22 protein-coding genes are annotated in these 24,224 nt (G+C 66.8%); 11 read left to right on the forward strand and 11 right to left on the reverse strand.

Features of this window, described 5'->3' with window-relative positions; translation table 11 throughout:
* Nucleotides 1-114: 114 nt before the first annotated feature.
* Genes GN331_RS16875 through GN331_RS03130 form a run of 4 tightly spaced genes read left to right on the forward strand, consistent with a single transcriptional unit; the run spans nucleotide 115 to nucleotide 2,479 of the window.
* On the forward strand, nucleotides 115-768 hold the full coding sequence (locus GN331_RS16875) for an energy transducer TonB family protein (protein WP_156640222.1): 654 nt from the start codon (nucleotides 115-117) through the stop codon (nucleotides 766-768).
* 50 nt (nucleotides 769-818) lie between these two features.
* Nucleotides 819-1,589, forward strand: a complete 771-nt coding sequence (locus GN331_RS03120; protein ID WP_156640223.1) for a MotA/TolQ/ExbB proton channel family protein — start codon at nucleotides 819-821, stop codon at nucleotides 1,587-1,589.
* 27 nt (nucleotides 1,590-1,616) lie between these two features.
* Entirely contained in the window at nucleotides 1,617-2,039 is a 423-nt protein-coding gene (locus tag GN331_RS03125) for an ExbD/TolR family protein (protein ID WP_156640225.1), read from the forward strand.
* A gap of 20 nt (nucleotides 2,040-2,059) precedes the next feature.
* The gene (locus tag GN331_RS03130) at nucleotides 2,060-2,479 is read left to right on the forward strand and encodes an ExbD/TolR family protein (RefSeq protein WP_156640227.1); all 420 of its coding nucleotides are present in this window, start codon (nucleotides 2,060-2,062) and stop codon (nucleotides 2,477-2,479) included.
* A 125-nt stretch (nucleotides 2,480-2,604) separates the two neighbouring features.
* Here GN331_RS03130 and GN331_RS03135 read toward each other — a convergent pair whose 3' ends face one another.
* From GN331_RS03135 to cls, 3 genes are all read right to left on the reverse strand, one after another.
* Nucleotides 2,605-3,363, reverse strand: coding sequence for a pyridoxine 5'-phosphate synthase (locus GN331_RS03135; protein ID WP_156640229.1), 759 nt, complete (start codon nucleotides 3,361-3,363; stop codon nucleotides 2,605-2,607).
* 29 nt (nucleotides 3,364-3,392) lie between these two features.
* Entirely contained in the window at nucleotides 3,393-3,662 is a 270-nt protein-coding gene (locus GN331_RS03140; protein ID WP_156640231.1) for a hypothetical protein, read from the reverse strand.
* Between the two features lie 122 nt (nucleotides 3,663-3,784).
* On the reverse strand, nucleotides 3,785-5,218 hold the full coding sequence (gene cls / locus GN331_RS03145; RefSeq protein WP_156640232.1) for a cardiolipin synthase: 1,434 nt from the start codon (nucleotides 5,216-5,218) through the stop codon (nucleotides 3,785-3,787).
* Between the two features lie 68 nt (nucleotides 5,219-5,286).
* Between cls and GN331_RS03150 the strand changes: the two genes are divergently transcribed.
* The 3 genes from GN331_RS03150 to GN331_RS03160 all read left to right on the forward strand — a co-directional run bounded on the left by GN331_RS03150 (nucleotide 5,287) and on the right by GN331_RS03160 (nucleotide 7,593).
* Nucleotides 5,287-6,390 carry a PA0069 family radical SAM protein gene (locus GN331_RS03150; protein WP_331713346.1) on the forward strand — a complete coding sequence of 368 codons (1,104 nt, stop codon included), beginning with the start codon at nucleotides 5,287-5,289 and terminating at the stop codon, nucleotides 6,388-6,390.
* Nucleotides 6,391-6,472: 82 nt separating this feature from the next.
* A complete protein-coding gene (locus GN331_RS03155; RefSeq protein ID WP_197426984.1) occupies nucleotides 6,473-7,198 on the forward strand; it encodes an ATP-binding protein in 726 nt (241 codons plus the stop codon).
* Nucleotides 7,195-7,593: a response regulator gene (locus GN331_RS03160; protein WP_156640236.1), complete on the forward strand. Its 399-nt coding sequence runs from the start codon at nucleotides 7,195-7,197 to the stop codon at nucleotides 7,591-7,593. The genes GN331_RS03155 and GN331_RS03160 overlap by 4 nt, the downstream gene beginning before the upstream one ends.
* 4 nt (nucleotides 7,594-7,597) lie before the next feature.
* Here the strand turns inward: GN331_RS03160 and GN331_RS03165 are convergent, their stop codons facing one another.
* Genes GN331_RS03165 through GN331_RS03180 form a run of 4 tightly spaced genes read right to left on the reverse strand, consistent with a single transcriptional unit; the run spans nucleotide 7,598 to nucleotide 11,581 of the window.
* Nucleotides 7,598-8,641, reverse strand: coding sequence for a class 1 fructose-bisphosphatase (locus GN331_RS03165; RefSeq protein ID WP_156640238.1), 1,044 nt, complete (start codon nucleotides 8,639-8,641; stop codon nucleotides 7,598-7,600).
* Nucleotides 8,642-8,691: 50 nt separating this feature from the next.
* Nucleotides 8,692-10,167 carry a glycosyltransferase family 39 protein gene (locus GN331_RS03170; protein WP_231734319.1) on the reverse strand — a complete coding sequence of 492 codons (1,476 nt, stop codon included), beginning with the start codon at nucleotides 10,165-10,167 and terminating at the stop codon, nucleotides 8,692-8,694.
* Nucleotides 10,167-10,601, reverse strand: a complete 435-nt coding sequence (locus tag GN331_RS03175; protein ID WP_331713347.1) for a ketosteroid isomerase-related protein — start codon at nucleotides 10,599-10,601, stop codon at nucleotides 10,167-10,169. The genes GN331_RS03170 and GN331_RS03175 overlap by 1 nt, the downstream gene beginning before the upstream one ends.
* On the reverse strand, nucleotides 10,598-11,581 hold the full coding sequence (locus GN331_RS03180) for a pyridoxal-phosphate dependent enzyme (RefSeq protein WP_156640240.1): 984 nt from the start codon (nucleotides 11,579-11,581) through the stop codon (nucleotides 10,598-10,600). The genes GN331_RS03175 and GN331_RS03180 overlap by 4 nt, the downstream gene beginning before the upstream one ends.
* A 113-nt stretch (nucleotides 11,582-11,694) precedes the next feature.
* On the opposite strand from GN331_RS03180, the gene GN331_RS03185 reads away from it, so the two are divergent.
* The 4 genes from GN331_RS03185 to GN331_RS03200 all read left to right on the forward strand — a co-directional run bounded on the left by GN331_RS03185 (nucleotide 11,695) and on the right by GN331_RS03200 (nucleotide 18,770).
* Nucleotides 11,695-12,357, forward strand: coding sequence for a hypothetical protein (locus GN331_RS03185; RefSeq protein ID WP_197426985.1), 663 nt, complete (start codon nucleotides 11,695-11,697; stop codon nucleotides 12,355-12,357).
* A gap of 448 nt (nucleotides 12,358-12,805) precedes the next feature.
* Entirely contained in the window at nucleotides 12,806-14,692 is a 1,887-nt protein-coding gene (gene mnmG / locus GN331_RS03190; protein WP_156640242.1) for a tRNA uridine-5-carboxymethylaminomethyl(34) synthesis enzyme MnmG, read from the forward strand.
* A 57-nt stretch (nucleotides 14,693-14,749) separates the two neighbouring features.
* Entirely contained in the window at nucleotides 14,750-16,081 is a 1,332-nt protein-coding gene (locus GN331_RS03195; RefSeq protein WP_156640244.1) for a hypothetical protein, read from the forward strand.
* 436 nt (nucleotides 16,082-16,517) lie between these two features.
* Entirely contained in the window at nucleotides 16,518-18,770 is a 2,253-nt protein-coding gene (locus GN331_RS03200) for a M4 family metallopeptidase (RefSeq protein WP_331713348.1), read from the forward strand.
* Nucleotides 18,771-18,865: 95 nt separating this feature from the next.
* Here GN331_RS03200 and GN331_RS03205 read toward each other — a convergent pair whose 3' ends face one another.
* The 4 genes from GN331_RS03205 to GN331_RS03220 all read right to left on the reverse strand — a co-directional run bounded on the left by GN331_RS03205 (nucleotide 18,866) and on the right by GN331_RS03220 (nucleotide 24,107).
* Entirely contained in the window at nucleotides 18,866-20,002 is a 1,137-nt protein-coding gene (locus tag GN331_RS03205) for a CfaE/CblD family pilus tip adhesin (protein WP_156640246.1), read from the reverse strand.
* Entirely contained in the window at nucleotides 20,002-22,683 is a 2,682-nt protein-coding gene (locus GN331_RS03210) for a TcfC E-set like domain-containing protein (RefSeq protein ID WP_156640248.1), read from the reverse strand. Before GN331_RS03210 ends, GN331_RS03205 begins: the two co-directional genes overlap by 1 nt.
* Nucleotides 22,684-22,753: 70 nt before the next feature.
* Nucleotides 22,754-23,248: a CS1 type fimbrial major subunit gene (locus GN331_RS03215; RefSeq protein WP_156640250.1), complete on the reverse strand. Its 495-nt coding sequence runs from the start codon at nucleotides 23,246-23,248 to the stop codon at nucleotides 22,754-22,756.
* A 115-nt stretch (nucleotides 23,249-23,363) separates the two neighbouring features.
* Nucleotides 23,364-24,107 (reverse strand): fimbrial protein TcfA, encoded by a 744-nt coding sequence (locus tag GN331_RS03220; protein WP_156640252.1) that lies wholly within the window; start codon nucleotides 24,105-24,107, stop codon nucleotides 23,364-23,366.
* Between the last annotated feature and the right edge of the window lie 117 nt (nucleotides 24,108-24,224).

The following is a 24,224-nucleotide window of genomic DNA, read 5'->3' on the forward strand; positions in this document are numbered from 1 at the left end:
GCTGCGGAATTGATATATGCTTGGAAATTCCCGCGGCCGCTTCAGCTTCATTAGTGGCCAGCATTGCAATCCGGCGCGAAAAAGGCGTCGGGCCCTGACCCCAGAGCCTCGCGCATGACGGAAACACTGCCGCATCCCGACAGCCACGAACGCCAGTCGCTGAACTGGCCTCGCATCGTCGGCATCTCTTTCGTGATCGCCCTGCATGTCGCAGCGCTGATGCTGCTGCTCATGCCGGTGGCGCCTCCGGGCGCCCAGGTGGAAGAAGAGGAAGTGACCCTGGTCAACTTCATCAAGCCGCCGCCGCCCCCGCCGCCGCCGCCGCCCCCGCCGCCGGAACCGCCGAAGCAGATCGTGCTCAAGCCCCAGACGGTGCCGAAGCCGAGCCCGCTCCCGCCGCCGCCGGAAGAACCGCCGGTCGTGTTCGACGAGCCCTCGCCGGTCGACGTCCAGGCTCCGCCGCCGGCGCCGCCCGCACCGCCCGCCGCTCCGCAGGGTCCTGCGCGCGACATGAACGATTTGCGTGCCAGCATCTGTGCCATGCCGCCGCAGGGTCCGCTCCAGAGTGCCGTTGGTCGCGCCCGCATCTCGGGCACGATGAAACTGGCGCTGACGTTCACCGCGGACGGCTCGGTGACAGATGTCTCGGTCGCGCAATCCAGCCGCGATCGCAACGTGGATCGCGCAGCGCAGAGCTGGGCGCGCCGCATCAAGATGTGCGCCGGTCAGCCGGGCTCGGGCATCTTGCCGCTGGAACTCAAGCAATAACTTTTTCTTCCCTTTAGTACTCCATTCTTTCCAGACAGAAGGTAAGCGTCATGCTGCAGGAAACCACTAACGCCGTTGCCGCGACCGGGAGCAACGCCGACGCGCTCAAGCAGATGGGCGTCGACCACCTGGCGCGCGAAATGCTGAGCAACCCGGGCGAGTACGTCGTCCAGCTCGTTGTCGCAGCCACCCTGATCATCATGTCCGCGATGTCGTGGTACTGGATCGTGATCAACCTGATCAAGAACGTCCGCATCCGCGGCAGCGCCGACCGCGTCGTCTCCACGTTCTGGGAAACCCCGAACGCGCAGGACGCGATCCGCTTCATGGAAGAGCAGAACAAGTCCGAGCCGTTCTCCAAGATCGCGCTCGACGCTGCCCAGGCCGCCGCGCACCACCAGCGTCACGAAGGCTCGCGCCTGGTTGAATCGCTGAACCGCTCGGAGTTCGTGGACCGTGCCCTGCGCCAGGGCGTGACCCGCGAATCCTCGCGCCTCGAGAACGGCCTGACCGTGCTCGCCACCGTCGGTTCGACCGCGCCGTTCGTCGGCCTGCTCGGTACCGTGTGGGGCATCTACGGCGCGCTGATCAAGATCGGTGCCACCGGCCAGGCGTCGATCGACGCGGTCGCGGGTCCGGTGGGTGAAGCGCTGATCATGACCGCCGTCGGTCTGTTCGTCGCCATCCCGGCGGTGCTGGCGTACAACTTCTTCGTGCGCCTCAACCGCGTCACGAACAGCAAGTTCGACACCTTCGCGCACGACCTGCACGACTTCTTCGCCACGGGTGCGCGCGTCGGCGAAATGCCGGCCAAGCGCTGATCAGTCGAAACTTGACGGAGTTCCCCCATGGCCTTCAGTAGCGGAAACGAAAGCGGCGGCCCGATGGCCGAGATCAACGTGACGCCGCTCGTCGACGTCATGCTCGTCCTGCTGATCATCTTCATGATCACGGCGCCGCTCATGTCCCACAAGGTGAAGGTGGAGCTGCCGAAGGCGAACCTCGACAAGATCGACGAGAAGCCGATGGTGGTGCAGCCCATCACCATCACGGTGAGCGACGCAGGCAACCTGTACTGGAACGACCAGCCCATCACCAAGGACCAGATCGAGAGCCGTCTCTCGGTCGAAGCCCAGAAGACGCCGCAGCCGGCCATCAACGTGCGCGGCGACAAGACGACCAAGTACCGCGTCGTCCAGCAGGTGGTGCAGGTCGCCCAGAACCAGGGCATGCGCAAGGTCGGCTTCGTGGCCGAGAAAGAACGGCCCTGAGCCTTTAGGAGAACAGAACCATGGCTTTCAGTTCCGGTGGCGGTAGCGGCCCCATGGCCGACATCAACGTCACGCCGCTCGTCGACGTGATGCTGGTGCTCCTCATCATCTTCATGGTGACGGCGCCGACCCTCTCCTATCCGATCGACATCGACCTGCCGCAGAAGTCGCTCAATCCGCCGCCCCCGAGCGTCGACCCGCCGGAGCCGATCAAGCTCCGCATCGACGCTTCGGGCCAGGTGTTCTGGAACGAATCGCCGCAGCCGGTGACGGCGCTGCGCAGCCTGATGGAAGTCGAAGTCCAGCGCGATCCGAAGAACCAGCCCCAGCTTGAAATCGACACGAGCCCGGACGCCGATTACGGCGTGCTGGCCAAGGTCCTCGCCAGCGCAAAGAACGCCGGCATGATCAAGATCGGTTTCGTGCCGCCGCAGGGCTGACGTAACACACAGAATCAAGCACGACGCCTCTCTGTCGACGCCACCTCCGGGTGGCGTCTTTTTTTGTGCGTGATTCGTGATTGCAGCGCTGTTGCGAAACGCGAAACGCGAAGCGCGAAACGCGATCAACCCCCGCGCCCGATCGCATCGAGGTAACGCTTCACCGTCGCATCGAGCCCGCGATACAACGCATCGCCGATCAGCGCGTGCCCGATCGACACCTCGAGCACCTCCGGCACGCCGCGCAGGAACTGCGGCAGGTTCGCGTCATTCAAGTCATGGCCCGCATTGACACCCAGGCCCACCGCTTGCGCACGACGTGCAGTCTGCGCGCACAACGCAATCGTCGCACCCGCATCGCCTTGCGCGAACGCCTCCGCATACGGCCCGGTGTACAACTCGATGCGTTGCGCGCCGACCTCCGCCGCGCGCTCGACATCCGGACATCCCGCGTCGACGAACAAACTCACGCGACATCCGAGTGCACGCAGCTCCGCGATGCGTTCGCGCAGCTCGCCCAGGTCGCCGGCGAAATCGAACCCATGGTCCGACGTGATCTGCGCATCCGAATCCGGCACCAGCGTCGCCTGCGCCGGTCGCGTCTCCGCGCACAGTGCCGCGAACCCCGGATACCCCGCGCGTGGCGGTGCAAACGGATTGCCTTCGAGATTGAATTCGACACCGCGCGAGCGCGTCAGCACCGACAGCGCATACACATCTTCGGCGCGGATGTGCCGCGCATCGGGCCGCGGATGCACGGTGATGCCTTGCGCGCCCGCATCCAGGCACGTGCTTGCAGCCAGCACGACATCGGGCTCCGTGCCGCCGCGCGAATTGCGCAGCACGGCGATCTTGTTGACGTTGACGCTGAGGGCGGTGGCCATGCGCGGAGCTTAACGCGCGTGCCCTGCGCTCACGTGACCGGCGGTTCGCCGGATTGCTGCTGTTGCGCAGCGAGCTTGCGCGCCTCGGCCTGCTCGCGCAGGCGGCGCAACTCGACCGGATCGATCATCGCCGTCTCGTCGCGCGAACGTGCGCCGGCGCGCGCCGAATAAAGCCCGAGAATCCACCCCAGGCAGAACAGCAACGCAAGCAACAGGCACAAGGCCATCAACCACGACACCGTGGTGTTCAACGCAACTGCGAAGGCGGCGACCGCCAACCCGAGCAACAGCCAATGCATCGTCGACTCCCGCATTCCTGGATCCGGCTGCGCCGAAGTGTACGACGAACCCGGCCGGCGACAATCCCGCCCGGCGGGACGCAGCGCACGTTCGGGCAAATCTCCGCGCGCCCTCGCGCCGATCAAAGCAGGGGCGAGAGCAATCGCGCGACGGCCTCGGGCAGGCGGACCGTCCAGAGCGGTCGCGCCCGGTCCTCGCGGACGCGCGGCGAGTGGGCCAGGTCGCCCTCGATCACACGCTCGAGCTCGCCGGCCAGGCGTGCGTCATGGCACAGGATCGCCACTTCGAAATTCAGTCGGAAACTGCGGTAATCGAAGTTCGCGCTGCCGATGCTGACCAGGTGATCGTCGACGAGAAGCGCCTTGCTATGCAGCATCCGCGGCCCGTATTCGTAGATGCGAACGCCGGCTGCGAGCAGCTGGTCGAAGTACGACCGCGCCGCCAGCGTGACGATGCGCGAATCGCTGACCTTGGGCACGAGCAGCCGCACATCGAGCCCGCCGAGCGCGGCCGATGTCAGCGCCATCAACGCCGCTTCGCCGGGCACGAAGTAGGGCGTCGTCAACCACACGCGGCGTTGCGCGGAATGAATCGCCGAGACGAACATGCGGTGGATCGCCTCCCAATCCGAATCCGGGCCCGAGGCGATGGCTTGCACGGCATACGAACCCGGCTCCGTTTCTTCGGGCGCGGGCGGCAAGACCGGCGGATGCTCCGTCGCGTACGCCCAATCCTCGACGAACAACACCTGCAATGCGCGCGCGATGCGACCTTCCAGCCGCAGGTGCAGATCGCGATACGCATCGGGCCGCAGCGACTCGTCTTCCTCATCGGTGACATTGATGCCGCCGGTGTACGCGATGTGCCCGTCGATCACCGCGATCTTGCGGTGCGTGCGCAGGTTGAGCCACGGGCGCCGCCAGAAGCGCCCGAGGCGCATCGGATGGAACCACGCGACCAGGCCACCCGCTTCGACCAACGGTGCGAAGAACTTGCGCGGCGTCTTCGACGAACCGACCGCATCGACCAGCAGCCGCACACTTACACCGGCGCGCGCCCGTTCGATGAGCGCGTCGCGCACCGCCGTCCCTGTGGTATCGGCGAGGAAGATGTAGTACTCGACGTCGATCGAATCGCGGGCCTGCGCGATGTCGGCCAGCAACGCGGTGTACTTCGCATGGCCGTCGACGAGCATCCGCACTTCGCGCGCGGTGCCCGGCGGCAGCCCCGTGGTCGCGGTGCCCAAGCGCGACAGCTCGCGCGCGATGACGTCATCCGCCGCCGACGGCGCCAGCAACGGCGCCTTGCTGCGCGCGCGCCGGAGCCGGTGGCGCGTGATGCGCTGCGGCCCGAGGTAGTGATAGACGATGAAGCCGAGGTAGGGCAGCAACGCGAGGCAGAGCAACCAGCTGACCGTCGCGACCGGCTCGCGCTTCTGCAGCACGATCCAGCAACCAAGGCCGACCAGGTAGACCAGGTAGAGCGCCGACAGCCAGATCCGGACGTTGTGGATGTCCGACACGGCATGCCACGCGGATTGCAAGGCCTCGACCATCGAGTCTCCCGACGTCTGGATTCAGGTTACGTATCACGCCCTGCGACGGCGGAGCGTAACCTGTCGGCGTGGAAGACGCGCGCAAGGCAACACAACCGATCAAGGGACGCGGCGCCGCCTCGCGGGTGACGGGGCGGTTCGAAAAGACCGTGCGCCAGGGCGAGGACGATGGCTGGGGCTCGGTCTACGACACCAGCCTCGACGGCGACGATGCACCGCCGCCGCATCCCGACACGCACGTCACCGAAGAACGCGCGCGCAGCGTCCTGACGCGCAACCAGTCGCCCGATGTCGGCTTCAATCTTTCGCTCAATCCGTATCGCGGTTGCGAACACGGGTGCGTCTATTGTTTCGCGCGCCCCTCCCACGCGTATCTGGATCTCTCGCCCGGACTGGATTTCGAAACGCGCCTGTTCGCGAAAACCAACGCCGTCGAACGCCTGCGCGAAGAACTCGCCAAACCCGGTTACGTGCCCGAAACGATGGCGCTGGGCATCAACACCGACGCCTACCAGCCGATCGAACGCCGCTATCGCATCACGCGCGAGATCCTCGAGGTGCTTGCGGAAACCAAACACCCGGTGAGCTTCGTCACCAAGGGCGGGTTGATCGAGCGCGACGTCGACCTGCTCGCGCGCATGGCGCAGGACCGGCTCGTCAGCGTGCATTTTTCGATCACCACGCTCGACAACCGCCTGGCCTCGCGCATGGAACCGCGCGCGACCGCGCCGCACGGCAAGCTGCGCGCGATGCGCACGCTGGCCGATGCCGGCGTGCCGGTCGGCGTCATGGTCGCGCCGGTGATCCCGATGATCACCGACCACGAACTCGAACACATCCTCGAAGCCGCGAAGGACCACGGCGCGCGTTCAGCCGGCTACACCTTGTTGCGCCTGCCGCACGAACTGAAGGACGTGTGGCGCGAGTGGTTGGAACTGCACTACCCGGACCGCGCAAAGCACGTCATGAGCCTGATCCAGCAGATGCGCGGCGGCAAGGATTACGACAGCCGATTCGGCACGCGCATGCGCGGGGAAGGGCCGTTCGCGCAACTGCTGCAACAGCGGTTCAAGAAGGCGCACGCCCGCCTGGGCTTCGGGCACCTGCCTCCGCTCGATGCGAGCCGTTTCATCGCGCCGCGCAAACCGTCCCCGCAAGCGGAACTGTTCTGAAACATTTCCCCGCGTGAAGGTCGCGCAACCTGCGGCCGGTTGCGTACACTCAGGCCATCGTCGCCGCTGGTTCCCCCCGACCGTGCCCGACATCGACGCCCTCCAGGCGGAATGCTCCGCGCTGCGCAACGACCAGACCGTGCTCGCACTCGGCCTGTCGCACGACTTGCGTGCCCCGCTGCGCGCGATCGACAGCTTCGCCTACCTGCTCGAACAACGCAGCGCGCAGGCCCTCGACGACACCGGCCGCGACCATCTGCACCGCATCCGCGAAGCCAGCGCACGCATGGGCCGATTGCTCGCGCGGCTGCAGGTCTACCTGCACGCCGGAAGCGCGCCGCTGCACGTCGACGATCTCGACCTGACATTGCTCGCCGATTGGTGCGTCGCCGAACTGCGCGACGCAGCCCCCGATCGCGAAGCGCACATCGACATCGCGCCGAACCTGCGCGCACGCGGCGACGAACGCCTGCTCAAGACGGCCATCGCCGAACTGCTGCACAACGCATGGACGTACGCCGCCGCCGATCGTCCGGTGCACATCGTGGTCGATGCCGAACAGAGCGCACGCGGCACGACGTTGCGCATTCGCGATCACGGCGAAGGCTTCGATCCGGCACTCGCGACGCGACTCGGCGAACCGTTCCAACGCCTGTCGGCGCAAGCGCATCCCGAAGGTTGCGGCCTCGGCGTGGCCATCGCGCGTCGCATCGCGCAACGCCATGGCGGCACCGTGCAGGTCGAAGGTCGAATTGGCGAAGGCGCGACGGCAAGCTTGTTCATGCCGAACGCGGCGGAACCCGAATGATCCTCGCGCCCGTGCTGCTCATCGAGGACAACCTCGACGATGTCGAACTCACGCGCCTGGCGTTCGCCGAAGCCGGCATCGCGCATCCACTCGTCGTCGCGCACGACGGCGCGCTCGCGCTCGACTGGCTCGCCGCGAATCGCCACGCATTGCCTTCACTGATCCTGCTCGACCTCAACCTGCCGAAACTCGATGGCCGCGAAGTCGTGCAGGCGATCCGTGCAGACCCGATGCTGCGCCACCTGCCCGTCGTCGCGCTGAGCAGCAGCGGTGAACCGAACGACATCGACGCCACCTATGCCTGTGGCGCCGACAGTTACCTGCAGAAGCCCGTGGACTTCATGCGCTTCATCGACGACGTGCGCCGCCTGCGCGTGCAGTGGCTCGAACGCTGACGGCTTACGCCGCGGTCTTCGCCTTCGCGTCGTGGGCCAGGTGGTATTCGGTCGCCTTCGCGACTTCCTCGCGCGAACCGAGGAACACCGGCACGCGCTGGTGCAATTCCGTCGGTGCCAAATCGAGGATGCGCGTGCGCCCGTTGGTCGCGGCGCCGCCGGCCTGTTCGATGAGATAGCTCATCGGGTTGGCTTCGTACATCAGGCGCAGCTTGCCGACCTTCGTCGGGTCCTTCTTGTCCCACGGATAGATGAAGATGCCGCCGCGGGTGAGGATGCGATGCACGTCGGCCACCATGCTCGCGATCCAGCGCATGTTGAAGTTCTTGCCGCGCGGCCCGGTTTCGCCCGCGAGCAGGTCGCGCACGTAGTCCTGCATCGGCGCTTCCCAGTGGCGCTGGTTCGACATGTTGATCGCGAATTCCTTCGTCGCCGCGGGCACCGTCATGCTGCGCTGCGTGAGCACGAACGAACCCATCTCGCGATCGAGCGTGAACGCATGCGTGCCGTGGCCGATCGACAACACGAGCATCGTGCTCGGACCGTAGATGCAATAACCGGCGGCGACCTGCGTCGTGCCCGCCTGCAGGAAGTGCGCGTCTTCCGGATGCGTCACCCCCTCGGGGCAGCGCAGCACGGAGAAGATGGTGCCGACCGAAACATTGACGTCGATGTTGCTGCTGCCGTCGAGGGGATCGAACAACAACAGATAGTTGCCGCGCGGATACACGTCGGGAATCGGCTGGCAGTGGTCCATTTCTTCCGACGCGCACGCGGCCAGATGCCCGCCCCACGCGTTGGCTTCGAGCAATACGTCGTTGGCGATGACGTCGAGCTTCTTCTGCGCCTCGCCCTGGATGTTGCCGCTGCCCGCATCGCCGAGGACGCCACCGAGCGCGCCCTTGCCGACCGACACCGAGATCGACTTGCACGCGCGCGCGACGACTTCGATCAGCAGGCGCAGGTCCGCGCTGATCCGGTCGGCCCGCTGCTCTTCGATGAGATAGCGGGTGAGGGAGATGGAGCCGGTCTTTTCGAAGTCGGACATGGCGGGCGGCAGCAGGCGACGGGAAGACCCGTATTGTCGCCCACCCGGCGTCAGCGGCGAACCACGCGGAAGAACATCCGCCCCTGCCAGGGCGCACCCAGCGGCGTGGCCTCATAACCGGCCGCGTGGATCTGGGCGATGACCCGCGGCCAGGCGCTGGCCTTGGAGATCCAGAGCGCGTCGCCCTCGTGTTCGTCGAGCTCCTCCTGGAGCAGCTCGTCGTAGACGCGGTCGAACTTCGATTGCGGCAGCGGATACAGCGCGATCTTCTCGATGTGCGTCGACAGCCCGAGCTCCAGGTGCAGCCCGTAGCGCGTCATGTCCTCGACGAAGATCACTTCGGTCACCGGCTGACCGCCCGCGCGACGTCGGATCTCGTCCGCCCACTCCGACGCATCCTTGTGCGTGCGCCAGAACCCGGCGCCGATCTGCAGCGCGAGCACCAGCGCGACCCACGCCGCGATCCACGGCCAGCGCGGCAACGCGCGTCCTTCGCGCTGGCGCTGCATGCCCACGAGCAGGGCCAGTGGCGTGAACAGCGGCAGCAGATACAGCGGCATGCGCGAACGCGCGAGGCAGAACACCAGCAGCGGCAACACGATCCACAGCATCAACAGCACCCACGGAGCATCGGCCGCACGCTGCGCACCGTTGCCCCACCAGCGGCGTACATCGGCCGGCAGGCTTTTGCACCAACGCAGCAACGTCGGCGTCCATGGCAGCGTGCCGAGCAGCAGCGTCGGCACGTACACGACGAGGAAGCCGTACCACTCGCCATGGCGCGAGAAGTCGTCGCTCGCCACGCGCTTGATCACCTCGGCGCCGAGGAAGTGTTCGAGCAGCCCCGGATGGAGGCGCACGACCGCGAAATACCACGGCAGCGCGAGCACCGGAAACAACAACGCCGACCAACCGAACACGCGCGGACGTTGCTTGCCGGGAATCAACGCGTCGAACGTGATCACCGCGAGCAGCGGCAACAAGGTCGGCGGCCCCTTGGTCAGGAACGCCAGCGCGAACCCGATCCAGAGCGTCGCGATCCACCACCGTCGCCGCGAATCGCCGAAGCGCGCTTCGACGAAGCCGTGCATCGCGAAGGTCGAGAACGCGGTGAGGATGAAATCGGTCGTGATGTATTGCGATGCGCCGATCGTCAGCAGCATCGTCGCGTAGGCGAGCGATGCCGCCGCCTCGCTGCCCGGCGACAAGCGCCGCGCCATGCGCCACACCAGCCACACGCACAACAAATACGACAGTGCGGCGGGCAGGCGCGCGGCCCAGGTGTTCACCCCGAAGACGGCGACGCTCGACGCGATCGCCCAGTACGTCATCGGCGGCTTGGTCCAGTGGCCGACCTCTTCGTTGCGGCGCGGATTGAGCCAGTCGCCGCTGTCGAGCATGTTGAGCCCGACGTTGGTGTAGCGGCCTTCGTCCGGATCCCACGTGCCGCGATGGCCGAGGAACAGCAAGGAAACGCACACGGCAATGATCGCCACCCAGAAGGTGGGCTTCCGCAGCATGTCCATCAGGCCTGTGCGACTTGGGAGAACCATTCCTGCAGATTGTAGTGGTCGCTCACCCTGCAAATGCGACCCTCCCGGAGGGCGAAGAACGCGGCACCGGGCATGCGGTATTTCTGGTTCTGCGCAGGCGGCATGCCGATGTCGTCGGCGACGTATTCGCCGTCGACCACGTATTCGGCCGCGGCACGCAATCCGTCCTGCGATGCGAGCAGCACGAAGTCGTGCAGCCGTTCGCGATAACAGAACTCCATGCGCTGCAGGAATTCGCGGAACGCCGCCTTGCCCACTTCGCGCGGACCCTGGTTGAGGTCGTGCACGACGTCGTCGGTGAGCAGCGCGACGACGCCCGAGGGATCGTGGCGGTTGAGCGCTTCGTAATAGGCGCGCAGCGTGGCGAGCGCGCGCGCCTGCGGTGTCGCCGGCTCCTGCGCGCTCACGCGCGCGCCTTGGCGAACAGCGAGGCGATGTCGTCGAGGTCGACGTTGCCGCCCGAGAGGATCGCGCCCACGCGCAGGCCGGCGAAACGTTCGCGATGACGCAGCAGCGCGGCGAGCACGGTGGCCGACGAAGGCTCGACGACCTGCTTCATGCGCGACCAGAGCAGGCGCATCGCTTCGACCGTGTCGGCATCGTCGACGACCAGCGTTTCGACTGCGTGCGCGCGGAGCAGTTCGAAATTCGGTTCGCCGAGCGTGCCGCGCAGACCGTCGCAGATGGTGTCGGGCACGAAGTCCGTGACGCGCCGGCCCTGTGCGAGCGATGCGGCGGTTTCCGCGGCGCCCGCGGGTTCGGCGAGGAAGACGCGCGCGTTCGGCAACATCGCCGCGACGGCGAGCGCCGTCCCCGACGCCAGGCCGCCACCGCCGACCGGCACGATCACCGCGTCGAGCGCGCCGTCGCACTGGTTCATCAATTCGAGCGCCGCGGTGCCCTGGCCGGCGATCACGCGCGCATCGGTGTAGGGATGCACGAGCATCGCGCCGGTGTCTTGCTGCAGTTGCGCGCACGCGGCCTCGCGCGCGGCGATCGTCGCTGCGCAGTGGTGCAGGGTGGCGCCGTAGGCTTCGATCGCCGCGAGCTTGGACTTCACCGCGCCTTCGGGCACGACGACATGGCACGCGATGCCGCGCGTGCGCGCCGCCAGCGCGAGCGCCGCGCCGTGGTTGCCGGAGGAATGCGTGACCACGCCGCGCGCGGCCTGGTCGTCGGTCATCGACCACACCGCGTTGCAAGCGCCGCGGAACTTGAACGCGCCCGCGCGCTGCAGGTGCTCGGCCTTGAAGGCGATGGACGTGCCGACGAGCGCGTCGATCGCGCGGGAGCGGAGGACCGGGGTGGCGTGGGCGTGGGGCGCGATGCGCGCGGCGGCGGCGAGGACGTCGCCGAATGCCGGCAGGACTTGGGCGGGTGGATTCATGGCGGCATGCTAAACGTTGCGCTGACGCTTCAGGGAGTACAACGTGGGCCGGAAGAATTAAGCAGCAATTCAACGCCGCGGGCGGAATCTCGTGGCATCCACAGGGGATGACCATGGCCATGCAGCGCTTGATCCTGCTCGCCGCCGCCGCACTGCTCGGCGGTTGCGCGACGGGCTACACCTATCACCAGGGCGGCGGCGGCGATTACTACTCCGGCGAGCCCTACACCGACTACAACTACGTCCCGTCGGCCGGCTTCTGGTACGGCGGCTACCCGGGCGCGTACTACGGCCCTTATTCGGGCTGGGGTGGTGGCGTCAGTTACTGGGGCGGCGGTTACCCGGGCTATTACGGCGGCTACTACGGTGGTTATTACGGCGGCGGCTATCGCGGTCCGTATCGCCCGCACCATCCGCATCGCCCGCCGCCGCCGCCGAGCAACGGTGGCGGGGGCGGCGTCACCAATCCGGAAGACCTGCGCGACCACAGGCAGGTCGAACGCTTCGGCCCGCGCGGCGGCAACCCGCCGGTGATGCCGCGCGTGAACCGCCCCGAAGTCGTGAACGGTGGCATGCCGCGCGCGCCCGTCTCGCGACCCGTGCAGGTGCGCCCGCCGTCGCAGGTCGTTCGCCCGCCATCGCAGGTCGTGCGGCCGCCGCCGCCACCGCGTCCGGTGACGCCGTCGACGTCGCGACCTTCGGTCACACCGTCGGAGCGGCATGAGCGCGCGGTCGATCGCGGGCGCACGAAAAGTGGGTCCGGCGACACACCTTGAGGTGTTGCGCTCCGCCAACCGCGGGCGCACAGTAGGCCGCGAGTGACGAGTTGCGTCGCTTTGCGACACAACTCGCGGCAGGCCCGACCATGTCGACGCCCCTCGGGGAACCCACGGATCCCCCCTGTTCCGCACCTCGCGGGGCGTCGGCCACCCTTCCAGAGCGCCATCGCGTGACGCGCGGCGCTCCGCGGCCCGAAGCGCGGGCAACGATTCCCGAATCGCAGACATAAAAAAGGGGCCGAACGTCCCCCGACATTCGGCCCCTGCGCTCCCCCGGCGTGTACTCGCCAGCCCCTGTTCCAATCCGGCGGCGCTTGGTGCGCCTGCCACCCCGGGTGCAAGGTAGATATCGCAGGAAGCGTGCCAAGCATGCACGCGCGTCATTCAGGTCCCCGAACGACGCGCAAGTAAAATGCGCAGCCTCGACGCGACACCGATATTCACCATGTCCGATTTCTTCCGCCACGACGTCATCGTCATCGGCGGCGGCCACGCCGGCACCGAAGCCGCGCTGTCCGCCGCGCGCAGCGGTGCGCGCACGTTGTTGCTCACGCACAACGTCGAGACCGTCGGCGCGATGAGCTGCAATCCCGCGATCGGCGGGATCGGCAAGGGACACCTGGTCAAGGAAATCGATGCGCTCGGCGGTGCGATGGCACGCGCCGCCGATGCCGCCGGCATCCAGTGGCGCACGCTGAATGCGTCCAAGGGCCCGGCCGTGCGCGCGACGCGCTGCCAGGCCGATCGCGCGCTGTATCGCGCCGCGATCCGCAGCATCGTCGAAGCGCAGCCCAACCTGGTCGTCTTCCAGGCCGCCGTCGACGACCTGATCATCGAAGGCGACGCCGTGCGCGGCGCGATTACGCAAACGGGCCTGCGCTTCGAAGCGCCCTCGGTCGTGCTGACCGCCGGCACCTTCCTCGCCGGCAAGATCCACGTCGGCCAGACGCAGTACGCTGCCGGCCGCGCCGGTGATCCGCCCGCGACCACGCTCGCCGCGCGCCTGCGCGAACGCCCCTTCGTTGTCGATCGCCTGAAGACCGGCACGCCGCCGCGCATCGACGGCCGCACGCTCGACTACACCGTGATGGAAGAACAGCCCGGCGACGATCCGCGCCCGGTGATGTCCTTCGTCGGTTCGCGCGACGACCATCCGCGCCAGGTCTCGTGCTGGATCACGCACACCAGTGAGCGCACGCACGACATCATCCGCGGCGCGCTGGATCGCTCGCCGCTGTACACCGGCCAGATCGAAGGCATCGGCCCGCGCTACTGCCCGTCCATCGAAGACAAGGTGGTGCGCTTCGCCGAGAAGGCCTCGCACCAGATCTTCGTGGAACCCGAAGGGCTCGACGTCACCGAGATCTACCCCAACGGCATCTCGACTTCGCTGCCCTTCGACGTGCAGCTGGAACTCGTGCGTTCGATCCGCGGCTTCGAGCATGCGCACATCACGCGCGCCGGTTATGCCATCGAATACGACTTCTTCGATCCGCGCGGGTTGAAGGCCTCGCTCGAAACCAAGGCCGTCGCCGGCCTGTTCTTCGCCGGCCAGATCAACGGCACCACCGGTTACGAAGAGGCGGCCGCGCAAGGCTTGCTCGCAGGCCTCAACGCCGCGCGCTTCGTGCAGCAACGCGATGCCTGGTCGCCGCGCCGCGACGAGGCCTATCTCGGCGTGCTCGTCGACGACCTGATCACGCACGGCACCAACGAGCCGTATCGCATGTTTACCTCGCGCGCCGAATACCGCCTGCAGTTGCGCGAAGACAACGCGGACCTGCGTCTCACGCCCGTCGGCCGCGAACTCGGCCTGGTCGACGATGCGCGCTGGGCGCGCTTCGACGCCAAGCGCGAAGCGATCGCGAAGGAAGAAACACGCCTGCGCGCCGCATGGGCGACGCCGAACAACGCGCTCGGCCGCGAACTCGAAAGCACGCTGGGCGTCGCGCTCACGCGCGAAGCCAACGCACTCGACCTGATGAAGCGCCCCGAACTCGACTACGCCAAGCTCATGCAATTGCCGTCGCTCGCCCCGGGCGTGGACGATGCGAAGGTCGCCGAGCAGGTCGAGATCGGCGTGAAGTACGCCGGCTACCTCGATCGCCAGCGCGACGAGATCGCGCGCCAGCAGCGCCACGAAACCACGTCGATCCCGGGGGCCTTCGACTACGCCGCCGTGCGCGGGCTGTCGGCGGAAGTGCAGCAGAAGCTCGCGCGCGTGCGCCCGGAAACCATCGGCCAGGCCCAGCGCATCCCGGGCATGACGCCGGCCGCGATCTCGCTGCTGCTCGTGCACCTGGCGCGCTCCCGCGACACGCGCGTCGCCTGACGATCGGCGCCTGCAGGCACACGCGCTCGTGCGCGCGGCGGGAGTAATCTCCGCGCCATGAATACGACGACGCGCCCTCTTGCCCTTGGCCTGCTCCCCCTCGCCCTGATCGCCGTGCTCGCGGCCTGTTCGCGTTCGCCCGCACCCGACGCCGCACAAGCGCAGTCCGGCAAAACCGCCGCGAACGCCGACGCCGCGCTGATCGTCAACCAATGGGCGCTGCCCACGCCCGACGGCGCCGCGCAGCCGGATCTGTCGGTCGGTCCCGATGGCCGCCTGCTCCTGAGCTGGGTGCGCAAGCAGGGCGATCGCAACGCACTGCAATACGCCGCGTATCTCGGCGACGAGACATGGGAAACGGCGCCGAAGACCATCGTCGTCGGTCGCACGCTCACCGCGAACTGGGCCAACACGCCGCACATCGTGATGACCGAAGACCGCGCGCTGTGGGCCCACTGGCTGCAGACGCCGGCGGACGCGAAGTCGCCGCACGCCTCCGACATCATGCTCACGCGCTCGCCCGACAACGGCGTGCATTGGGCGCCGCCGGTCGCCGTCAACGACGATGCGACGGGGACCGAACACGGCTTCGTTTCGATGTGGCCCGCCGGCCAGGATGCGATCGGCATGGCGTGGCTCGACGGCCGCAAGACCGCGGGCGCGACGCACACGCACGATGCGAACGCGAAGGACCACAAGCACGACGAAGGCGCGGCCGGCGAAATGACCGTGCGTGGCGCGCGCTTCGACGGCGCGCTCCAGCGCAGCGGCGACGCGGAGATCGATGCGTCGACCTGCGATTGCTGCGGCACCGACGCCGCGCTCACCGACACCGGTCCGCTGCTCGTCTATCGCGATCGCACCAAGGAAGAAATCCGCGACATCTCCGCCACGCACCTGCGCGCGGGCAAGTGGGATGCGCCCGCGCCCGTGCACGCGGACGGCTGGAAGATGACGGGTTGCCCGCTCAACGGTCCGTCGGTGGGTGCGTGGGGTCCCGCGGTTGCGGTCGCCTGGTACACCGCGCCCAACGACAAGCCGGCCTTGCGCCTGGCGCTCAGCAAGGACAGCGGCAACACCTTCGATCCGCCCATCGACGTCGACCAGGGCGCCGCCCTCCAGGGCCGCGTCGATGTGGCGAAGGACGGCGACGCGACCTGGCTGGTCTGGCTCCGCGAGGACGGGAAGGGCCAGACGGTCCAACTCGCGCGCTATCCGAACAGCGGCGGCCAACCCGAGAAGATCGAGCTGGCCGCGCTCGCCGGACGCGGCCGCGGCACCGGGTTCCCGAAGATCGCCGTCCGCAACGGCGTGGCCTTCGTGGTGTGGACCGACATCGTCGATGGCCGCCCGCACCTGGCCGGCGCGAAGGTCGCACCGCGCGGTTGAGCGCTCTCCGGCGACACGCAAGAAAAGTGTGACCCGCACCCCACAGTGACACTTTTTGCGCATCGGCCTGCTGCAACGCACAAACACGGCCGTGGACGCCACGTGAAGGCGCAACCCGCGCTGTTGCGCCGCAGCGAGCAAAAAACCCTGAAAAAAGCGCGACCTAGCGGCTCCCTGCTGCCGCGTTGCGGAAAGGTTTCGTTCAGGTAGGCCTTTAACCGAAACCGTTTACGTTTTGACGTACCCGCGACAGACCCCTAGCGTCCGACGACCGCTCTGCGCACAACACACAAAAGCGACGGGTGGTGGTCCGAACGACGCAAGTCCACGGCAGGGGTGGATAGACGACGGGGACCGGATTGCAAGGCTGCAGGGATCGCAGGCCGCAGGAAACATCGCGGTCGTTAATTCAATCCACTTTCGGGGGTACCACTTCGTGAATCGTAATCACCGCCTGGCAGCACTCGCGGCTGCCACCACCCTCGCGCTCACCGCGCAGGGTGCGATCGCTGCACAACGCACCGACCTGCATCGCCTCAACGTCACCCAGGTCAACGCGCAGAACAAGGCTGTTGCCGCTCGCGCCGGGATTGCACTGCAAGCCCGCGAGCGCCACGCCGAAATGCTCAACATGGATGCCAGCTCGAACCTGCGCGAGTTGCGCACGAACATCGACAAGGACGGCACCCGCCACATCCGCTATCAGCAGACCTTCCGCGGCATCCCGGTGTTCGGCGAGCACGTGGTGGTCACCGAAGGCAAGGACGGCAACGTCCGCAACATCTTCGGCCGCATGGTCAACGGCCTCGCCGGTGAACTGCCTGCGGTCAGGGCGTCGCTCACGCCGGCCAACGCCCTGGCGCTCGGCAAGAGCGCGGGTCTCGGCAACCGCGTCGGCTTCATGCGCACGGAGAACGAGAAGTCCGAACTGACGATCTTCGTCGACGACAACGATCGCGCGCACCTTGCGTACGTCGTGTCGTACTTCGCCGACACCGCCGGCGGCGGTTCGCCGACGCGTCCGTTCGTGATCGTCGATGCGCGCAACGGCAAAGTCCTGAAGCAATGGGACGGACTGACGCACGCGCTCGTCGGCACGGGCCCCGGCGGCAACGCCAAGACCGGCCAGTACGAATACACCGGCACCACCGGCCTGCATCCGTACCTCGATGTCGCGCAAAGCGGCACGACGTGCACGATGAACAACGCGGCGGTCAAGACCGTGAACCTCAACGGCAGCACCGGCGCGAGCACCACCGCGTGGTCGTACACCTGCCCGCGCAACACGGTGAAGACCATCAACGGCGCGTACTCGCCGTTGAACGACGCCCACTTCTTCGGTGGCGTCATCCAGAACATGTACAACACCTACACCGGCACGAACGCGCTGACGTTCCAGCTGGTCATGCGCGTGCATTACGGCACCAACTACGAGAACGCCTTCTGGAACGGCTCGTACATGTCCTTCGGCGACGGCGCCAGCACGTTTTATCCGCTGGTCAACGCCGACGTCTCGGGCCACGAGGTCTCGCACGGTTACACCGAGCAGCACTCGAACCTGACGTACTCCGGCCAGTCGGGCGGCATGAACGAAGCCTTCTCCGACATGGGCGGCGAAGCGACCGAGTACTTCTGGAAGGGCACGAACGACTTCGACGTCGGCCGTGAAATCTTCAAGGCCGCCAACGGTGCGCTGCGCTACATGTGCAACCCGCCGCAGGACGGTGGCTCGATCGACAACGCTTCGCAGTACACCTCCGGCCTGGACGTGCATTACAGCTCGGGCGTGTACAACAAGGCGTTCTGTACGCTGGCCAAGACCTCGGGTTGGGACACGGTGAAGGCGTTCAAGACCTTCGCGCGCGCCAACGCCAACTACTGGACCCCGAGCAGCACCTTCAACTCGGGTGCGTGCGGCGTCGAAACCGCGGCGCAGGACCTCGGCTACAACAAGGCTGACGTCACCGCGGCGTTCACCGTCGTGGGCGTCTCGTGCGCGGGCGGTGGTGGCGGCGGTACGCCGGTGGCGATGACCAAGGGCGTGGCGATCACGGGCATCGGTGCCAGCACCGGTTCCGAGAAGCTCTTCACCCTGGTCGTGCCGGCCGGTGCGTCGAACCTGACCTTCACCACCTCCGGTGGCACGGGCGACGCGGACATGTACGTGCGCCTGGGCTCCGCGCCGACGGACACCACGTACAACTGCCGTCCGTACAAGTCGGGCAACGCCGAAACCTGCACGTTCGCAGCGCCGACCGCGGGCACGTACTACGTGCGCCTGAAGGCCTACTCGACGTTCTCGGGCGTCACGCTGCTCGGTGACTACTCGACCGGCGGCGGTGGTTCGACGCAGACCTACACCAACGATGCGGACTTCGCGATCGGCGACAACACGACGATCAACAGCCCGATCTCGGTGTCCGGCCGCAGCGGCAACGCTCCGTCCAACGCGCAGGTCGCCGTCAACATCACGCACACCTACAAGGGCGACCTGAAGGTGGACCTGGTGGCGCCGGACGGCACCGTGTACGTGCTGAGCAACCGTGCCGGCGGCAGCGCCGACAACATCATCCAGACCTTCACCGTGAACCTGTCTTCCGAAGCGCTGAACGGCACGTGGAACCTCCGCGTGAACGACAACGCCGCTGGCGACACGGGTACGCTGAACACCTGGAGCGTGACGTTCTGATCGAACGCACGTAAAAGCACCTGCGATCTTCCCCAAGGGGATCGCTTGAACCCCGGTCGGTAACGGCCGGGGTTTTTCTTTGTGCGGGTGGAACGTCAGGGGGCGGTGGTTGAAGCCGAAAACTCGACACGCAGCACGCCGCTGTAATAGCCGGCCTGCTTGTCCGCGTTCGCGAACTCGGGCGTGCGCAAGGTCAGTGGCCACGGTGTGCACACGACCGGAACAGGGATATTCGGCAGGAACACCTGGCGAACCTCGGCATCGGGAATGTTGGCGAAGACGCGATCCTGCCCGGATTGATACTGCGTCGATCCGAACGGCCGCGTCGTCGAGTGCACTTCGTACTCGATGCGATTCTGGCCGGCCGCACCTTGCGGCGCGGGATGTCGCACGAAGAAGCGACCGACTTCTTCGGCGCCGGTCGATGACGGATCGCTCATGCGAACCGTGTAGCGCTTGCTGTGAGCGTTGAAGCCGTCGTAGAGACAGGCATCGACCGTTCGTTCACCCGAAGCGCGCGCGCCGCCGGCGGAAGGGACGGAACGCAGATTCAAATCGACGCGCGGCGTGGCCGATCGGAACTCGGGCAGGAACACCTGCATGCTTTGGTTGTCGGTGACGGTGACGGTGAGCGCGGCGGTGAAGTTGGCGATCGGCCCGACGCCCCATTCGTTGAGTCGCAAATGCAAATTCGCTGTCCACACACCGCCAGTCGGCAAACGCGCAAGTTCTCTCGACAGCATGTAGGCCGTAATTCTCTTTCCGGTGCTAGGGGCACCATAGTGGGGGCCACTATTAGGGCAGGTGACAAAGACGCTGTCATTGATCAGCATCATGATGGCGCCGCTGTTGCACGGCGTCCCATTGGGATAAAAAGGCAAGGTGTAGGCATTCACCTCGAGTACTTGAGACATGCCTGAGTGCGCTTCGGTGAAACGCAAAGCGATTTTCGACTCACCATAGTTTCCGGACTCCACATCAGTGCTGGGGCAGGCGCCCTTCTCCGGATCCGACGTTGACCAGCACGTCCAATAGTTTCGTCCCCACCGAAGGGGGGCTCCAACATCGCTTCCGCCGACTGTCGGGAAGAAGACAGCTAGGTCCGACGTGAGAGATCCGCGTGTCATGGTCCTGGAGACGGCGACGTGATGGTCGGTGGGCGCGAGAACCTGGGCGAACGCCGAGCCACAACCGAGGATGGCGAGCAACAGCGCAAAAAGGTAACGACGCATCACGGTTCCCCTTGTTCAATGTTCGCCTGAAGATTCGCAACGCGGCGCAACGCCCACCGCTTGAATCGTTCGCCGTCGCGCAACTCGAGCGGTAACTCGTCGACGCTGCCCACGCGACACCGCGTCGTACCCAAACGCTGCACGGCCGCGACCGCATCCGGCGCCGCGACGTCGCAGACATGCAGCTGCAGCGGATCGAGCGCGAAGATGCGCGCGGGATGGCCGTCGAATTCCGCGATGAAGCTCCCGTCCTCGCCGGTCTGTCCGGTCGGCGACTCCAGCAGCAACACATGCGACAAGGGCTGCTCGCGCGCGTCGACCAGGCGGCCGACATACGTCATCGTCAGCGTCGCTTCGATCTGCTGCACGCCGAGCTTGCCCGGCTGCAGGAACCAGTCGCGACGCCCTGCACCGGAGACGACCGTGCCGAGGCTCTGACGCGAGCCGTCGCCGTCCGCAACGTGCGTGCGTGCGGCGGTGTAACCCTCCATCGGCACCAACATCGATTCGCCGAAGCCGAGTTGCACGTCGCCGGAAGATGCGCCCGCCACTTTCGCCGCGACGCTGCCCTTCGGATACGCGCGCGAAGAATTGTTGACGTGCACGACGACGCCCGCACCCGGATTGCCACCCGGCGCACCTGCGCCGAGGAACGCGCCATTGCGCGAGACGGCGAACGAACCGGTGTGATTCGCGGTCCAGGCGACGCTCGATCCCATCTGCGTGTCGTAATGGAACGCGGTCGCGCCCGCAGTACCGTAGCGCCCGTCGATGCGGCCGTCGATGCCGGCTTCCCACAACGAATCCGTATCCGCCGCAGCCGACACCGTCACCTCGCGCCGCGTCGCGCCTTCCCAACGATGCGTCTGCGAGCCGCGCAACTGTGCACCATCGTCGCCATTGCGCGAGGTCCGCGCATCCACCGAAGCCGTCTGATGCACCGACGCCCGCGTGGCTTGCGACGCATTGCGATGCCGCGAGAACGACACCGACGCATGCACGCCATCGTCGGTCACGTTACCCGCCTCGCGGCGATACGCACCCATGCGCAAGGACACGAAGCCACCCTGCACCGAAAACGCGCGCGCGAACGTCGCATCGTAGCCTTCGTTGCGCTGGCGACTCACGCCGTAATCCAGATGCGGCGACAGCGGGTCGTGCCAAGGCGCAGCAAATTGATCGGCGCCACCGTAGGTGTAGCCCGCCGTCAACGAACCACCGGCGAGCGGCAACGAAATCGTCGAAGTCAACGATGAGTGGCAGCCACGCGGTGCAGGCCAGTCCTCCACCACGCGGCAATCCTTCGCGCGCATCGCCTGTCGATACAGATTCCACGCGACCGTGCGCCCGATGCTCAACTGCTGCAGGTCGCCGCGCGTGCCGTCGCTGCCGATCAGCGCGCCGGCGGAAATCGTCCATGCCCCGAGCCCCGTCAACACGTGCCAATCCAGGCGCGTCTCGTTGTACGCGCGCCGCGAATCGAACACCGTCGTCGCATTGCTCAGGCTTGCACCGCGCATCGTGGGCAGTCGAACGCCGAACTGCGCGACATCACGCGACTTCGCATCGCCGGGCACGTCGACGACGCGACCGCCCTGCGCGAACCACTGCCATTGATCCGAACCCAGGCCTTCACCGCCCGAGCGACTGAACGCGACCGTCTCGCTGCGCGTTTCGCGGCCGTTCTCGATCACGCGCAAGGTGACCGGATAACTGCCGACCGGGAACATGCGCGTGTCGATCGACTGCATGCCCGCGTCGAGATAGGACGTCGACAGCAACTGCGATCCGCGGAACGCATCCACGCGCGCGCGCTGCGACAACACGACGGTGACCGGCGTGCCGTGTCCCGCCTGTTCCTGGTCGACCCACGCCAGCGTGGTGCCCGCGCGCACGCCGTCGATGCGTCCCAACGGCATCAGCGCAAGCTGGAAGCTCCCGCCCAACGGACTGGCGAGGCCATGCATGTCCATGCGACCGGCCTGCACGTAGTGCGTCCGATCCAGATCGTGGCGGTAATACGCATCGTCGAAGGCGAAGTGGCTTTCGCCGGCGCCTTCGCGACGGTTGTGGGAGTACTGCCATTCGAAACCGAAATGACCGCGCTCGCCGAGGCCCAGCGCACCAATGCCGTTCGCGCTGAAAGCGCGGTAGTCGGCATTGTCTGAATAATTGAAGCCGTGCCGATGCACGAGCGCGTTCACGGCGGGCGTCGGCGCCACCCAGCGCGAACGACGCGCGGCGGCGCTCGGCAACCAGGCGGGATTCGCGAAGAGTTCCACCACGCCTTTCGATTCATCGAAGATCGCGGCGACCTGCTCGGTCGTGACATAGCCGCATTGGGTCTCGATCACGGCGGCATCGCCGCAGGCGAGATGGCGATTCGCGGGCATCTGCCTGCCCAGTGCAACGAGCAGCGATTCGACGGACGCCGTGACGCCGGCATCGATCATGTTCTGCGCCAGGCGCGACGCGTCTTCGAAGTGCAGGCTGTCGGGCCGCACGAGCACCGGATGCAAGCCGAGCGACGTGCCCGCGATGCGGACTTCGACGCGTTCGACCTGCCCGTCGACCAGGCTTTCGAAACCGGCCGGCACGTCCGAATGCGTCAGCATGCCCGCCATCGCCTCTTCGGCGAGGCAGTACGAGATCGCGATTGATAGCAGGAGGCGACGAGGCACGGGCGGCTTCCGGTTGGGAATGAAAAAGACGCGGGGCACGCAGCTATGCGTGCCCCGTCGTCCATGGGCATTACGGGTTCGGCGTGACCACGACGCCGACGACGCCCTGGTACGTACCGGCGTGCGTGATGGCGCCCGGCGTGGCCTGCGAGATGCGCAGCATCTGCGCGACCGAACCGGAGGTGATGTCGCCGCCCGGGAACAGGTTGGCTTCGGTCAGCACGACGCCGGCGGTGGTCACGGCCGTGCCGCCGAACGTCACGCCCAGCGGAATCGCCGGCGCGGCGGCGTTGATGTTGTTGATCAGCGTCGGCGCGGTGGCCAGGCGGATCGTCATGTCGCTGGCGGCATTGGTGAAGATGCGCGTGTTCACTTCGGTCGGCTGCAGGCCGTTGCCCGGCAGGTACGCCATCGTCATGGTGGTCGGCAGCGCGGTGCCGTCGGCCTGCAGCAGTTCCACCGCCGGGTCGACGCTGGCGACGACGGTGATGTCCTTCTGCGTGGCGACGGCGGAGAACGAAACGAGGGCCAGCGCGAGGGCCGGCACGAGCTTGAGAAGCTTCATGCGTTGATTTCCTTTCTTGCTTGAGGGAGCCCGCGACGACGCGCTTCGAGCGGCCGGCATCGGGAAGGTTCGGGCGGGTGCCCGATTCGGTTGAGCGCGCGATGCGCGCCGTGCGTCAGGGCTGAAGCGCGAGCAACTTCGGCGTTTCGTCCTGACTGGTCTGGTAGCGCAGCACCAAGTGACCGGTGCCGGGGATGTCCGGCATCTCGATGTGGTGCGTTGGGTAGACGCTGCGGTTCACATCGGTCCAGCGGCAGTCACGCTCGTTGTCGACGGCGGGGCAGCGGCCGATCTTCAGCGCGCCGATGCGCAGCGTGCCGTTGTTCAACAGGCGCTTGCCGTCGTCGACCAGACGCGCACCGATGCGGCCGTTGTCCGGCAACACGCGGACGAGCGCGCCGAACACGAGGTTGACGCCCAGCTTCGTCGACACATCGGCGCTGACGGCTTCTTCGAACGTGGCGTCCGACGGCGCATCCACCGGCTCGAAATACACGCGATACGCCTTCTCTTCCTGCGGCGCGACGGGCGCGATGAGGCGGACGGTTCGCGAGGAGGCAGGCGACAACACCAGGCGCTGCGGCGACACGACGAGCGCATCGTCGGCGGAGAGCGTGTTCTCGCGCTCATCGCGCGTGGCCGGCGCGACGATCTCCGCGACGCGCACCTTCACGTACTGCACCTGATCGCTCTTCGAATGCAATTCGATCTGGCCGATGCCTTCGTGCTCCGGCGCGATGTGCGTCGTCATGGGATAGACGACGACGTTGGCCATGGCGCAAGCACTCCACGCGAGGAGCGTCGAGGCGACGATTGCCTGTCCGTAGCGCAGACGTTTGTAGGAGAAGCTGGGCGACATGGGAATGAGGCTCTGGGAAAGCGTCGCGCACTATCCGGCACAGCCCTGAATCGCATAATGAGACGCTGGCGGTCAGGCCCGGCGGATACGTCCCTCCGTCAAGCTGGAAACATCGCC

The organism is Noviluteimonas gilva (assembly GCF_009740395.1).
In the GTDB taxonomy this organism is placed as follows: domain Bacteria; phylum Pseudomonadota; class Gammaproteobacteria; order Xanthomonadales; family Xanthomonadaceae; genus Noviluteimonas; species Noviluteimonas gilva.

Bases quoted from the DNA above. Each gene is read 5' to 3' on its own strand.
- GN331_RS16875 (WP_156640222.1), top strand. From the start codon at position 115: ATGACGGAAACACTGCCGCATCCCGACAGCCACGAACGCCAGTCGCTG.
- GN331_RS03120 (WP_156640223.1), top strand. From the start codon at position 819: ATGCTGCAGGAAACCACTAACGCCGTTGCCGCGACCGGGAGCAACGCC.
- GN331_RS03125 (WP_156640225.1), top strand. From the start codon at position 1,617: ATGGCCTTCAGTAGCGGAAACGAAAGCGGCGGCCCGATGGCCGAGATC.
- GN331_RS03130 (WP_156640227.1), top strand. From the start codon at position 2,060: ATGGCTTTCAGTTCCGGTGGCGGTAGCGGCCCCATGGCCGACATCAAC.
- GN331_RS03135 (WP_156640229.1), bottom strand. From the start codon at position 3,363: ATGGCCACCGCCCTCAGCGTCAACGTCAACAAGATCGCCGTGCTGCGC.
- GN331_RS03140 (WP_156640231.1), bottom strand. From the start codon at position 3,662: ATGCATTGGCTGTTGCTCGGGTTGGCGGTCGCCGCCTTCGCAGTTGCG.
- cls (WP_156640232.1), bottom strand. From the start codon at position 5,218: ATGGTCGAGGCCTTGCAATCCGCGTGGCATGCCGTGTCGGACATCCAC.
- GN331_RS03160 (WP_156640236.1), top strand. From the start codon at position 7,195: ATGATCCTCGCGCCCGTGCTGCTCATCGAGGACAACCTCGACGATGTC.
- GN331_RS03165 (WP_156640238.1), bottom strand. From the start codon at position 8,641: ATGTCCGACTTCGAAAAGACCGGCTCCATCTCCCTCACCCGCTATCTC.
- GN331_RS03170 (WP_231734319.1), bottom strand. From the start codon at position 10,167: ATGGACATGCTGCGGAAGCCCACCTTCTGGGTGGCGATCATTGCCGTG.
- GN331_RS03180 (WP_156640240.1), bottom strand. From the start codon at position 11,581: ATGAATCCACCCGCCCAAGTCCTGCCGGCATTCGGCGACGTCCTCGCC.
- GN331_RS03185 (WP_197426985.1), top strand. From the start codon at position 11,695: ATGGCCATGCAGCGCTTGATCCTGCTCGCCGCCGCCGCACTGCTCGGC.
- mnmG (WP_156640242.1), top strand. From the start codon at position 12,806: ATGTCCGATTTCTTCCGCCACGACGTCATCGTCATCGGCGGCGGCCAC.
- GN331_RS03195 (WP_156640244.1), top strand. From the start codon at position 14,750: ATGAATACGACGACGCGCCCTCTTGCCCTTGGCCTGCTCCCCCTCGCC.
- GN331_RS03205 (WP_156640246.1), bottom strand. From the start codon at position 20,002: ATGCGTCGTTACCTTTTTGCGCTGTTGCTCGCCATCCTCGGTTGTGGC.
- GN331_RS03215 (WP_156640250.1), bottom strand. From the start codon at position 23,248: ATGAAGCTTCTCAAGCTCGTGCCGGCCCTCGCGCTGGCCCTCGTTTCG.
- GN331_RS03220 (WP_156640252.1), bottom strand. From the start codon at position 24,107: ATGTCGCCCAGCTTCTCCTACAAACGTCTGCGCTACGGACAGGCAATC.